This is a genomic window from Sphingomonas sp. GC_Shp_6, from assembly GCF_026540835.1.
Taxonomy (GTDB): Bacteria; Pseudomonadota; Alphaproteobacteria; order Sphingomonadales; family Sphingomonadaceae; genus Sphingomonas.
Window position 1 is genome coordinate 108,953 of record NZ_JALNUO010000009.1, and the last position, 12,839, is coordinate 121,791.

A 12,839-nucleotide genomic window follows, 5' to 3' on the forward strand; every position below is an offset into this window, starting at 1 on the left:
GTTTTACGGACGTTCTTTCCGCGATTTACCCTTCAAAAAAGCCTTGTCTTATGTTCATCTCTAATCCCGAAGAGGCGCAACGGACTGGGTTTGAGATCCGACATCTCTAGAACGCCAGCCGCAGGCCACCCTGTGCCGATGCCCGGCGATCGGAGTCGCCGCTTTCCCCCGACACCGCGCCGAACAGCGCAAGTCGCGGCGACAGTGCCACGTCCGCCCCCAACTTCGCGGTGGCGAGGAGCGGTGCGCGCGGTGCCCCCGCCGCCAGCAGGGCGACTGCGCCGCCGCCGAACCCGGCCAGCGCATAGGGCGTACGCCCCTCGGCCTGATAGCGCGCGCCGATCGTCAGGTACGGCCGAACGCCCGCGGTGCCGAAACTCACGTCTCGGGCGAACGTCACGCCCCCGTCGACGAACGTCGCGGTGGTGCGCCGCCCGGCGACCGTGAGCGCGAATGCGGAGCTGCCCGTTTCGGTTACGCCGTCGCGCGTGGTGCGGATCGCGGTGCCGCCGACGCTCGGGCGCATGCTCCACCCTCCTGCCAGCGCAAGCGTCGCATCGATGCTGGCGTCCGCAACCCAGCTATGCAGGGCGTAGCGTGCGCTCTCTGTGCCACCGGGCACGACGCGGCGCGTGCTGGCATGGGCATCGTCATAGGCCAGCGTCGCCCGAATGCCGATCGCGCGATAGTGCGCGCGTCCGTGGACGCCCGCAACCGCCCCGTCGGCCATCGTTCGCGCGCCAAGGCCGGCCAGCGACTGATGGTCGTTCAGATAGCCGCCGAACGCGCCCAGCGACCAGCCGGCGCCCGCCACGCCGATTCCGCCCAGAAAGCCATAGCCGTTGGTCGTGGTCCGTGCGGTGCCCCGCTCGTCATTCACCTCCAGCGTGCGCGTGCTGCCCAGCGCACTGGCAAAGGTGTAGAGGCCCGGTGTGTCGCGGTTCGGCGCGAATGCAGCGCCACGGGCGGCGTCCGACAGCGTCAGGCCGTTCTCCGTGCCGATCTGGCGCGCGGCGGCATAAGCCTCGGGCGTAAGCTGCGCAAAGGCGGCGGCGTTGGTGCCGCCCGACGTGGTGACCAGCAGCGGCACGGCGGCGAGCAGCGCGGCGCTCGACCGGCCGCCGACCAGCGTGTCGTTGACGTAATCGACGCTGCGCCGGACCTGACCTGTGTAGGCCGCGTCGTTCAGGAATTCGCCGAGCAACCGGATGCGGTTGGCATCCTGCACCACGAAGCCGAACAGCGATGCGGGCTTGGTGATGGTCGTGAAGCTGCCGGTGATGCCGCCTGTGGCGGTCACGAGATCCAGCGAGGCGCCCGGCGTTACATTGCCCGACGGCACGAGTTGCAACGTCGCGCCACTTGCGATCGAAACGGCGCCGTTGACGACGAGCTTGTCCGACACCGCCGGCGTGATCTCGAACAGCGATACCGACGTGGCGCCGAGCGCGACGTTGCCGTTTACCGTCATCGTCCCCGGCGATGCGCCGGGGCTGAGGATGCCTGCGACCGTGATGGTGCCATTGACCGTCCCCGCCGAACCGAACGTCGCACCCTGGCCGACCGTGAAGCCCGACGCGGCCAGCGTCGAGCCGGCGAGCCCGACGAGCCGGCCGCCCGTCATCGCAACGCTGCCCAGCGATGCCATGCCGGAGACGGTCGCGAAGCCCGCGCTCTGCCGATAGACGGCTTCGTTGGCGATGGAAGAGAAGGCGACGGGCGCGGCCGCGCTGCCACCCGCTACGTCGATGCTGTTGCTGCCGGCGCCGCCGTCCACCGATCCGACGAAGCCCCCGGCGATGACGAGATGGTTGTCCGCCGCCCCGAAGGCGACGGCGGAGGACAGGCTGGCGTCCGCGCCCACCGTCAGATTGCCCGCGATCGCGGTCGCCGCATAGGACAGCGCGCCGCCCGCGAGCGTCAGCGTGCCCGATCCTTCCGTCATCAGCCGCTGGAAGCGGGTGAGCGTGCCGGCGCGTAGCGTATAGTCGCCCGCCGACAGGTCGAGCGTCGCGGTGCTTGCCCCCGTACCGCCCGAGACCGTGCCCGCGAGCGTGCCGCCGGCGGCGAGGCGGAAGCCGTTGACGCCCGCGCCGAGGTCGATCGCTCCCGCAAGCGTGCCGCCGCGCGCCACCGTGATCGTCTCGTTCCCCGAAAAGGCGAGCGTCGCGCCCGTGCTGCCGAGCGTTCCCGAAACGGTGAGGGCGCCGCCCGCGAGGCTCACCGCCTGGAAGCCGGTGACCGAGCCGGAGAGCGTGACGGGGCCGGCGGTCAGGAGGCGCAACGTGTTGGTGCCCGCACCGCCGTCGTAGCGGCCCGCGAGCGTCGGGGCCGTCGTCGCCAGCGTATCGTTGCCGGCGCCGAGTTGAACCGTCCCCAAATCGCGGTCGAGGGTGACGGTCACGCCCGTCGAGCCCGTGCCGATGATCTGGCCGACCGTGTAGGTGCCGCTGGTCAGGGCCAGGCCGGTGCCGCTCAGCGTTACCGTGCCGAAACTCTGGTCGAGCACCAGCCCGAGCGTGCCGCTGCCGTCCACCGCCAGGTTCTGGAAGTTGGATCGCGCGCCGATGCCGGTACGGTCGCCGGCGAGGACGAGGCGGTACAGATTGGTGCCCGTGCCGCCGTCGACTCCGCCTTGCGCCGTGCTGCCGACGCCCTCCACGAACGTGTCGTCGCCGGACCCGAGCTGGACGCGGCCGCCGATCGTGCCGTTATTGACGACGGTGTCGTTGCCGTCGGCCAGAGTGATGCCGCCCGCGATCGTACCGCCGTTGACGATGGCGAGATTGCCGCTGCCGGCGATGCCGGTGACGGTGGTCGCGCCCGTCGTCGCCAGCGACTGTCCGGTCGCGACCGCCAGCGTGCCGCCCGCCAGAGCGATGGTGCCGACGGCAAAGGTGCCGGAATAGACACCGATGCCCGTACCGGTCTGCGTGACGCTCGCGAAGTTGGCGATACCCGATGCCGCCAACGTGGCGGTGCCCCCGGTCGCGTCGACGACGAACATGTTGGTGCCCGCGCCGCCGTCGACGAGACCCGAGACAATGCCGCCCGCGCGCTGGATGAAATAGTCATCGGCATGACCGAGCGTGACCGTGCCGTTGATGGTACCGACATTGTCTGCAATCAGCGGGGACGGACCGGAGTAGTTAAGATAGTCGAGGCTCACATTGCCGTTTATCGTCCCGGCGTTGGTAAGCGAACCGCCCGAGACCCGGATTGCATACTGGTTAGTCCCTCCGGAAATTACACCGCCGGCAAGATTGGTGATGGTCATACCGTTATAGCCGCCGACGATGGCGGCGTCGGTACGACTAGCGATTGTGCCCGAGTTCGTAACGGACACAGTCGTGTACGACCCCTGTACGGCGTTCGCCCCGACGTCGATCGTGCCACTGTTATTCAAGCTATCGACGTTGACGATGCCCAAGGATGATGTGCTACCCGCCTGCCGGATCACGCCTGTGTTGATTACCGTGCCCGTAGCCCGGATGCCCGTGCCGCCGGCAAGCAGGATCGATCCTGTGTTGGTCACGCTTGCTCCTCCACCGACCGCCGCGAGCCCCGCGCTTGTGGACGCGTAAGTGGTCGTGTCGGCGACATTGATCGTGCCCGCGTTGACGAAGCTATCCTGCGCCGAAAGCGTGATCCCGCTTGAGAGATTGCCATATTGGTCTGTGCGCGTGATGGTGAGGGTGCCGTGGCTTGTGATCGCCAGCCCGGGTATGGCGGCGGCCGTTGTTCCGGATGTAGGCTGCGCCGCAACAACGGCGAGCGCGGGAGCGTTTGCCGTCACGAAGTCGGCGGTCACGTCCACAGTGCCGTTCCCAGCGAGGATCAGCGGCAGCGTTTGCGGTGCCGTAGTTTTCAGCACCAGTGATGCGCCCGCGACGAGCTCGTAACCGGCAGTCGCAAATGGTCCGACGGGCCCCAAGACGGCGCTAGCTTGCCCGGTGACTCGGTAGCGCAGCAGGCCACCGTTGCTGGTTACCGTACCGCTGATACCCGCAAACAATCCGGTACCGGTGTTCACCAGATCGGTCACCAGCGTGTCGCCGCGCCCAAGCGCTAAATTGCCGTTAAGTATGCCGCCCGGAAGTGCGACGAAGTTATTCGCGTTGTTAACGCTGCTCTGCGACGAAAGGAAGGTGACATTGCCATTGATGGTCCCCGCATTGAAGACGGTGCTATTGTATACGCTCGTCGAGCCATAGGGGTCGACTCCAGTGATCGCATAAGCTCCACCTGAAATCACACCGCCTTCGAGATTGTTGAGCACGCCATCGCTCGACAAGCCTACAGCGGTGCCCATCCCCGTTGCTGCGATCGTACCGCTATTGTTCAGCAGGATAGACGTGACCGCGCCATAAGTCGCGCCTTCGATCCGTCCTGTGTTGACCGCCGCGATGTTGCCCACGCTGCCAGTCAGTTGGACGGCCGTTCCAGACGAGGAACGAATCAGGCCACGATTGTCCAATGCGCTCGAGAACTGTTCGATCGCGGTACCCGACGCGATCACCGATCCGGTGTTGAGTAGAGTGCCGCCCGATTGCGCCACCCCGTTACCATTAGCCGCTATCGTCCCGCTGTTGGTAATCGCAGTCGCACCCAGATCGATCGCATACAGCCCTTGCGTCACCGTGGCTTGGATGCCGCCGGCATTGATGAAGTTGGGAGCCGCATTCGTGACATAATAGGGGCGGAGGAATGCTTGCCCGTTCGTCGTGATCGTTGCTTCGTTCCGGATCGTGCCTGCCCCGGCTAATTCAATCGTGCCCGGCGCGACGAAGCCGCTGGTGAGCGTGACCGTCGCACCTGATGCCGGTGCCAGACGCAGGCGTTGGAAGCTCGTCGGCAACGTCACGGCGGTCGCAATGCGCAAGTCTGCCGCGGGCGCGAGCACCACTGAATTGGTGCCTGCCCCGGCATCAAGCGTACCAGTTATTCCCGTCACCAGCGTCGCGGAGCCATTGTAGAGCGCGTAAACCAGATCGTTGCCGATGCCGAGTGTCACATTCCCCATGATGCGGCCTGCGGTCGAATCGACGGTAGCGTAGAAGCCGGTGCCCTGCGCAGGAACGTCGGTTACGTTGCCGGTGATCACTCCGGCGTTCGTAAGGGACAATTGAGAACTGGCCGCGATGGCTGTGCCACCGCTGGTGGCGATGCGACCGCCAGCGACATTGATGATCGTTATAGAGCTCCCCTGCACGGCCGCTCCGGTTCCGGCATTGCTGATGGTGCCGCTGTTAGTCAGCGGCTGCAGTTGCCCAAGGTTTGCGATCGTCGCCGCGTTCGACGATGACCGGATCGTGCCGCTGTTCGTCCAAACACCTGCAGTCGGACCCGCATCATAGGTGGTCGTCTGGTCGACCGCACTGCGCGTGGCTCCGTCAATCAGCCCCGCGTTAGACAAGCGGCCGACAGTTCCGACGATCGCCCCAATCGACCCCGTCGCAGCGTTGCTGATAACGTCGAAGCCACCCCGCGCGAGGTTCGACGATAGCAACGCCACGCCACCGGATCCACTGATGGTGCCACCATTGTCCAGACCCGCAATCGCGTAGCCCGAGTTGTTGCCCACCGATGTGCCAATAATGATGCCGCTCGTTCCGGTCACGAGAGCTCCAGCCATGACAGTGACTGCCGAGCGGGTGCCGTAAGGATCATATCCTCCACCCGCCACGCCGCCCGAAAGCAGAGAAATCCCAGCTTGCGTGCTGCCGTCGACCGTACCGCCGATCAGTACTGAAGCGACCCGGTAGTTATAGGTTGTGGTACTGGCAGGCACCTCTACCGCGATCGCCGCAGCGCCGGTGTTCGTCACCCTCGCACCGCTGGCGACGGTTAGCGTCGTAGCATTCGTCGTAACGCGGATGCCGTTCGTGTCCGTTCCTGTACAGGTGGACGTACCGTTTGTAACAGTTGGATCAGGCGCGCACTGCGCTTGAGCATTGGACGACAGCGCACAGCCCCATGCCAGCACGCTCGTGCCAAGCGCGAGCGACAAGCGGCGGCGATGCGCCCATTCCAATGCGGTCATCCTGAGTTCCCCCTGCTTCGACCAGCAGATCGAGCAGAGCGGACAAGATGACAGATCGTTTAGGTCGTCAAGCCCTCACACCGGCGCCGGTGGCCTCCCCGGCCTGGCGTATAGACAGCGCAGGGGCCCCGGCATCGAGGATGTGAACGATTGGTCACGTATCGGAAGGCCGCCGATGCTTGAGCGTCACCCGGTGGTTTCGAGGCCCGTGAACCAGTCGGCGTAGCGCGTGTTCCTGGCCATGTGCCGGTTCAAATCTTCGTCGCCGGCCCACCAGACCGGGCCGCGTTCGCCGAGCGCCACCTTGGCCGCTTGCACGCCGCCCCGCGCGGACCGCAGCGCGGCAGGATCGCCACCGGCCAACGCATCGCGGACGGCGCGGCGCGCCTTCATCAAGTCCGCGACATGCGCCTGGCGCAGCTCGTCGGAAAGATCCGGGTTCGCGCGGCGCCATAGCCGGCCGCGCACGACGATGTAGCGGCCGTCGGGCGTGACCGGCGGCGCCGTCACGCTTTCCGGCGCAGCAGCCAAGCGGCGATGCCGGCGATCGCGACCGTTCCGGTGGCGCCGGCTGCCATGGCGACGTGACGCCGCTGATCGGGACGCCGCCGCCCGCCGTCGGGGCCGCTCGGCGCCATCGGCGGATCGTACAAGGCGCCGCTGGTGTCGTCACCCGCAGCCGCGCGCTTCGACCAGATGTCGAGAAAGCCGCTCATGACTGCGGCGCCCAGGTTCGGCGTGGCGAACTGGCCGAGCTTCAGCGCGATCGCCGGCGCGCCGACGACACTGGTGTTGCGCGGGTGCCTCGCCAGCCGGACGACCGCCCGTGCGACGCTTTCCGGGGCGAGCGCGCCCGGCGGCAGCGAGAGCCTGGCACCGGTATAATTGCCGGCGTGATCGACGCCGGGCGTGTCGACGAAGGTGGGGTACACGTCGCACACATGGATGTGCGGCCGCTTCGACAATTCGCCGCGTAGCGCCTGGCTGAACCCGCGCAGGCCGAACTTGCTAGCGGCATAGGCGGCCGCATAGGGGGTGGCGACGAAGCCGCCGACCGAGATCATGTTGACCCAGATGCCATGGTCCTGCCGGAGGAAGATCGGCAGCACGGCATGCGCGTCGTTCATATGGCCGACGAGATTGGCCTCGATCACGCGCGCGTGATCGGCCATCGGCACGTCCTCGTAACGGCCAAGCACGCCGACGCCGACGCAACTGAACCACAGATCGATGCCGCCGAGCCACTGGCCGGCCTCGCCGGCGAACTCGCGAACGGCACCGGCGTCGGTCACGTCCACGGTCCGGATCTGCGCCTGCCCACCCGCGTCCCGGCATCGGTTCGCGATGTCCGCCAACCCCGCTTCGCCGCGCGCGCCCAGCATGAGCCGGGCCCCTTGCGCGGCGAAGGCGATCGCGGTCGCCGCACCGATCCCGCTGGATGCGCCGGTGATGACGACGCGGAGGGGCGCCTCGGTCATCGGCCGATCGCGTCCTTGACGGCATCGGCCGCTTTGCCGAGCAGGCCCTTCTCGGCTTCCTCGGCATCCGCCTTGGTCTTGAACGCTGCCCCTTCCGGCTCGGCGGGCGGCGCATAGACCGAAAACAGCTTGAGCGCGTCTGCGCCCTTGTTGATGACGTTGTGCTCCGAACCCTTGGGCACGACGACGAGGTGGTTGGCGCCCGCCTTGGTCGAATGGCCGTCGATGACGAACTGCGCTTGGCCTTCGACGATGAAGGTCGTCTGATCGGCGGGATGAGTCTCCAGCCCGATCTCCTCGCCCGCGGGGATGCTCATGAGGACGATCTGCACTTTGGGATCGCGATAGACCTCCTTCTGCCACAACGCATTCTTGCGCGCGAGATCGACCATGTCCTTGTTGAAGATCGCCATCGTTCATTCTCCCGTCCATGTCGTGACGAGGACGAACGCGGGGCGGCGACGTTCCTGAAGAAAGCGATCCGATCGTCGTTCGAGGGTGGAACCCCGGGCGTGGTGGTCCTGGTCGACGGTCCCCGCGCACCCGCTCCGATGCCGCGCTAACTTATTGACGGGATTGGCTTGCCGTAAGCGATGCCGCCCTGCATCCTCCGCCGCGAGGGAGACGAGCATGCGTTGGATAGCGATGGTAGCGGCGGTTGGACTGGCGGCGCCCGCCATGGCTTCTCCGCCCGACCGGACGGAGCGGTTGCTCGCCGAACTGGCCGATGCGCCGGGGCCGTCGGGCTATGAGGAAGCGGTGCGCTCCATCATGGCGCGCGAACTCACCCCCCTGGCGGACAAGGTGAGCTATGACGGGGTCGGTTCGGTCATCGTGCAGCAGGGGAAGAGCGGCCCCAGGGTCATGCTCGATGCGCATATGGACGAACTGGGCGGGCTCGTCCGCCGCGTCACGCCGGCCGGCTTTCTGTCGATGCAGATGCTGGGCGGCTGGCTCGATCAGGCGCTGCCCGACCAGCGGTGGATCATCATCGGTCGCAAGGGGCCGGTGCACGCCGTGACGGGAATCCGCGACATCCACGTCGTGCCGGCGGACGAGCGCACCAAGGTGTTTCCCCGCGACAGTCTGTATCTCGACGTCGGTGCGCGCAACGCCGCGGAGGTCGAGGCGCTGGGCATCGGCCCGGGCGATCCGGTCGTGCCCGATTCGCCGTTCGTCGCGTTGCCGGGCGGCCGCTATCTCGGCAAGGCCTGGGACGACCGGGTGGGCTGCGCGGTCGTCGTCGAGGCCTTGCGGCGCCTGCGCGCGAGCGGCCATCCCAACCAGCTCTTCGTCGCGGCCACCGTGCAGGAGGAGATCGGCCTTCGCGGTGCTCGGACGGCGGCCGACGTCATCAAACCCGACATCGGCATTGCGATCGAGGGCGGGATCACCGGCGACAGCCCGGGCCGCAACCCGGAAGAGACGCAGGCCAGGCTGGGCGGTGGCCCGGGCTTGTTCCTCTACGACAGCAGTACGCTTCCCAACCGTCGCTTCGTCACGCTGGTAAGCGACGTGGCGGCGGCCAAGGACATCCCGCTGCAGCGGGACCTCGTGCAAGGCTATGGCGACGACAGCGCGGCGATCCAGGCGACCAATGGCGGCGTTCCCACCATCAACCTGGTCGTGCCCGCGCGCTACACCCACGCGCACAACGGCATCATCGATCGCGCCGATTTCGACCGCACCGTCGATCTGGTCGTCGCGCTGATCCAGCGCCTGGATGCGCCCACGGTCGCGAAGATGCGAGACTTCGCACCGGAGCGTTGATGGTGGAGTGAGGCGCCGATCACATCTGGACCCAATATGGCCGGGCGCGCGTCACACCGCGTCCGATCGGCTGTTCGGCGGATTTCCGTAGAGGGTCGTCTCGCCATAGCTTCGGACCAGGAGCGTATAACGCTGTGCCAGTTCCAGATGCGCACGCCGCGCGCACTTGCTCGCTGCCGATCGAACGCGTTCGAGTTCCTGCTGGGCGCGTCTGAGGTGATGATCGCGGTCGGAGCCGTTCATGGCGACCTCCTGGTTCTGGATCGGGCCGGCTCTAGATCAGGTACGATCCGTCGGGGCGCGATGCTGCTGCTCGAAACGCTCGACCGCAACTTGCCCTCGATCGGCCCAGATCCCCCCCGATGCGGCCGAGACGTGGCGCGAGCGACAGAGCTACGCCGCCGCGACCGGGACTATGGCCCATCATGGCATCGTCGTGCGGGCGGACGGGGCCGACGTCTATGTCGCGACGCGACGCGCGTGGCAGCCGCTCGTCTGCCGCATCGTGCCGACGCTCGGCTACGAGATCGGCGAGATCGATCGCCGTGACGTGGAGGTGTCGGGAACTCCCGGGTGAACCGCGGGCACCCAGCCACGGCGCGTGGGTGCGTCAGCGCGGGGCCAGCACGACGGTGGTGGGCTGCGCCGACAGTGCGATCGTCTGCGCCCCGCGCTCCGCCGTGCCGGTCGCGACGGCATAGCGGCGCCCGCCCGCGATAGTGGTCTCCAAATGCAGCCGGGCCGCGGGTGTGGTCGCATCGGCCGGGTCGAGCGTCAGCGTGATCGTGCCGGTTTTGGGTGCATAGCTGGCGGAGGCGATCTTGCCCGCCTCCAGCGTGATCCACGCTCCTGCAGGCGCCACGAACAGGCGCGCGCGGGCGCTATCCTTGGGCGCCACCGTCACCTTGCCGCCGGTTTGCGTCAGGTTGCCGCCATAGGCGAGCCAGCCGAACGTCGCGTCGTTCACCAGATACGTCGCCGCGGCATAGGCATGGCCGAAAAAGCCCATGCCGTAATCGCCGGTATAGGGATCCCAGGCCATGCGATCGGGCCAGCTGTGGAACGCCGCCGAGCCGAAGCCGTCGCGATCGATATTGGTGATCCCACCCATCATCCCGCCATAGGCGACGCGCAGCAGGTGCGTGTCGGCCGGGTTTGCACGGTACGCGTCGAACAGCGGGACCGCGTTGAGCGCGGAGCCATAATGGTGGATCTGCCGCTCGATCCGCGGATATTTGCCGCCGTAGAGAAAATCCCAGTAGCGCCGAACATTGCCGTTATAGCCCCAGCTCGGGATTGTCGGATCATAGCCCAGGATCGCCTCGCGCGTGGTGTCGGCCTGTGGCTGATAGCCGAAATAGCGCATCCAGGCATAGACTTCGGGCTGGCCGGTCGAGTCCCACGCCATCTCGCTGCCGAAGGGATAGCGCAGCGTCTTCCAGTGATCGGCGCGGCCCTTCATCAGCGCCTCCATATGCGTCGCCTCGACGGTCATGCCCTCGCGCTGGAGATCCTTCAGGATGTCGACGAACACGTCGCCCTCCATCAGCCCGAACTGCGTGTAATAGGGCGCATCGCGCATCATCGCGGTGACGGTCGCGTAGGCATGGTCGAGATACCATTTCCAGCCATGCGCGCTCACCAGCCCCGGATGGTTGCGCGCCAGGCGGTAGAGCACCCAATGGCCGATCGCGACATGCGGGTAATTGTACGCGCGGCCGAGATCGTCGGCATCCTTGTGCGACCACGACGTCCAGCTTTTCCAGTTCGTGCTCGGGTCGTAATAGCCCGGATGCTCCGTGGGCGCGTAATAGAAGAGGCTCTTCTTGACCGCGCCAGCATGCTCGCCGCTGGCCACCTGGAGATTGCCGACCACGGTCTTGTCGACCAGCGTCTCCAGCTTCGCGACTTCGGCGGGGTCGGGATTGTCGAGCTGCTTCATCATCGCCGCAACCCAGCTTCCGGCGCCGCCTTCGTCGCTCATGCCCGAAATCCACACCCGCGGTTCCTGCGTGACGATCCGGCCCGCTTCCTTGTCGTAGGTGAGGATCGCGGGGGCGCGATGGAACGGGTCGGCGGGATCGTCGAACCATTGCCGGCTGGTGGTGAAGCGGCCGATATCGGCCATCACCTGGTCGAGCGGCTTGGTGATGGCATAGCTCACCGTCTGTACCGTGCCGTCGGCATAGGTGATGCTGAGCCGTGCCGGGCCCCAGCCATGCGCCTGCACGGCATAGCGCGCCCAGCCCTTGGCGCCGGGGGCCGGCGTGGCGACCAGCGCGCCCGCGGGGAAAGACTCGATGCGGGCGACCTTGCTGCCATAGTTCAGGAACAGCGATGCGCGCAGGTCGGTCGGCACGACATAGCCGGGAACGCCGACCGCGACCGGCCGATGCTGCGCGGCGAGCGTCGCCTCGATGCCGCGAATGTCGGGCGATTGCACGAAGCGCACGCCGACCTCGCGCCGTTCGCCCGGCGCGAGCGTGATGCTGGTCGGCGCGTTCCACGGCGGGCCGGCCTTGCTCCATTCCCGATCCGCATAGCCCTTCGACGCGACCGTCCAGTCGTAAAAGCCTTCCGACGTCTGGCTGCGCGGGCTCTTCTCGGCGAAGGTCGAGTCTTTGGGGGCATCGCGCTCGGACGGCAGCGGGACATAGGCTTCGAGCGGGCTGTGCCCCTCGGGCAAGACCAGCAGGGCGGGGCCTCTGCCGCTCAGCCGCGTGACCTGGAGATAGCCCGCGTCGCGCCCGATATAGGGATCGACGAAGCTGGCCGCGGCGTGCGCCTGTTCGAGCGTGCGGCCGTCGATGATGTTGTCGAACACCATCGGCATGCCGAGCACGCCGATCTCCACCGGTGTACGTGCCGTGTTGACCAAGGTGAAGCGCAGCGCCGGGGTGCCGCCGGCATCCACCCAGCGGCGCTCGACCCGGATCGGGATGCCGTTGCCCATCGATGCGGTGATGTCGGCCGCGGCCAGCGTGGCGCCGTGCGCGGGCAGGATCGTGATCGCCCGCCGCCGGTGCGCCGAGGCAAAGTCGTGCCAGGCGCCGCCGGGGATTCGCAAGCGGATGTCGATGTCGCCGACATGGTTGTAGCCGTCGCCCTGACGCTCGGCCTCGCGCGCGCCGGGCACGAAATCGAAGGTCGGCTCGGCGAGCGGCGACAGGCCGGCGAGCGTCTGGGTGTCGCTGCGCAGGAGGAGCCGCAGCGCACCGACGTGCAGTTGGGTGGTCGCGATCGGCCGATAGGCGGGCTTCGGCAGTTGGGCGTCCTGCGCGGCGATGGGAAGCGGCAGCGCGGCGGCCAGGGCGAGCGACGAAGCACGCATCAGTCGGATATACGGCATCGGCTGTCTCACCGGTCGGCCATGGTGGGTGCGCTGGGGTGCGGGAAAGCGGCGTGGGTCGAAGGCGCTTTGCCGGGCAGGGCGCATTCGGTGCTGCGGTTTGGTCGATGGATCAGGCGCGCGGAGCAGGACGGCACGGGCGTTCCCCTTTCGATCATTTTACAGCAGCTAACCCCCCGCCACGTCAACGCAAATTATA

Annotated in this window: 8 protein-coding genes; 2 read left to right on the plus strand and 6 right to left on the minus strand. The window is 67.2% G+C overall.

Annotation, left to right across the window (positions count from 1 at the left end; all coding sequences use genetic code 11):
* Positions 1-106: 106 nt before the first annotated feature.
* The 4 genes from OXQ95_RS12095 to OXQ95_RS12110 all read right to left on the minus strand — a co-directional run bounded on the left by OXQ95_RS12095 (position 107) and on the right by OXQ95_RS12110 (position 7,934).
* Positions 107-6,043 carry an autotransporter outer membrane beta-barrel domain-containing protein gene (locus OXQ95_RS12095; protein WP_267381746.1) on the minus strand — a complete coding sequence of 1,979 codons (5,937 nt, stop codon included), beginning with the start codon at positions 6,041-6,043 and terminating at the stop codon, positions 107-109.
* Positions 6,044-6,229: 186 nt separating this feature from the next.
* Complete coding sequence (locus tag OXQ95_RS12100) at positions 6,230-6,574, minus strand: hypothetical protein (protein WP_267381747.1); 345 nt, start codon at positions 6,572-6,574, stop codon at positions 6,230-6,232.
* On the minus strand, positions 6,550-7,521 hold the full coding sequence (locus OXQ95_RS12105; RefSeq protein ID WP_267381749.1) for an SDR family oxidoreductase: 972 nt from the start codon (positions 7,519-7,521) through the stop codon (positions 6,550-6,552). Before OXQ95_RS12105 ends, OXQ95_RS12100 begins: the two co-directional genes overlap by 25 nt.
* Positions 7,518-7,934: a cupin domain-containing protein gene (locus tag OXQ95_RS12110; RefSeq protein WP_267381751.1), complete on the minus strand. Its 417-nt coding sequence runs from the start codon at positions 7,932-7,934 to the stop codon at positions 7,518-7,520. The genes OXQ95_RS12105 and OXQ95_RS12110 overlap by 4 nt, the downstream gene beginning before the upstream one ends.
* 217 nt (positions 7,935-8,151) lie before the next feature.
* On the opposite strand from OXQ95_RS12110, the gene OXQ95_RS12115 reads away from it, so the two are divergent.
* Positions 8,152-9,291 (plus strand): M42 family metallopeptidase, encoded by a 1,140-nt coding sequence (locus OXQ95_RS12115; protein ID WP_267381753.1) that lies wholly within the window; start codon positions 8,152-8,154, stop codon positions 9,289-9,291.
* Between the two features lie 51 nt (positions 9,292-9,342).
* On the opposite strand, the gene OXQ95_RS12120 is transcribed toward OXQ95_RS12115, so the two are convergent.
* On the minus strand, positions 9,343-9,534 hold the full coding sequence (locus OXQ95_RS12120; protein ID WP_267381755.1) for a hypothetical protein: 192 nt from the start codon (positions 9,532-9,534) through the stop codon (positions 9,343-9,345).
* 172 nt (positions 9,535-9,706) lie between these two features.
* Between OXQ95_RS12120 and OXQ95_RS12125 the strand changes: the two genes are divergently transcribed.
* The gene (locus OXQ95_RS12125) at positions 9,707-9,868 is read left to right on the plus strand and encodes a hypothetical protein (protein WP_267381756.1); all 162 of its coding nucleotides are present in this window, start codon (positions 9,707-9,709) and stop codon (positions 9,866-9,868) included.
* 33 nt (positions 9,869-9,901) lie between these two features.
* Here the strand turns inward: OXQ95_RS12125 and OXQ95_RS12130 are convergent, their stop codons facing one another.
* Positions 9,902-12,640, minus strand: a complete 2,739-nt coding sequence (locus tag OXQ95_RS12130; RefSeq protein ID WP_267381757.1) for a DUF5695 domain-containing protein — start codon at positions 12,638-12,640, stop codon at positions 9,902-9,904.
* Positions 12,641-12,839 lie beyond the last annotated feature (199 nt).

Bases quoted from the DNA above. Each gene is read 5' to 3' on its own strand.
- OXQ95_RS12095 (WP_267381746.1), bottom strand. From the start codon at position 6,043: ATGACCGCATTGGAATGGGCGCATCGCCGCCGCTTGTCGCTCGCGCTT.
- OXQ95_RS12105 (WP_267381749.1), bottom strand. From the start codon at position 7,521: ATGACCGAGGCGCCCCTCCGCGTCGTCATCACCGGCGCATCCAGCGGG.
- OXQ95_RS12110 (WP_267381751.1), bottom strand. From the start codon at position 7,934: ATGGCGATCTTCAACAAGGACATGGTCGATCTCGCGCGCAAGAATGCG.
- OXQ95_RS12115 (WP_267381753.1), top strand. From the start codon at position 8,152: ATGCGTTGGATAGCGATGGTAGCGGCGGTTGGACTGGCGGCGCCCGCC.
- OXQ95_RS12120 (WP_267381755.1), bottom strand. From the start codon at position 9,534: ATGAACGGCTCCGACCGCGATCATCACCTCAGACGCGCCCAGCAGGAA.
- OXQ95_RS12125 (WP_267381756.1), top strand. From the start codon at position 9,707: ATGGCCCATCATGGCATCGTCGTGCGGGCGGACGGGGCCGACGTCTAT.
- OXQ95_RS12130 (WP_267381757.1), bottom strand. From the start codon at position 12,640: ATGCCGTATATCCGACTGATGCGTGCTTCGTCGCTCGCCCTGGCCGCC.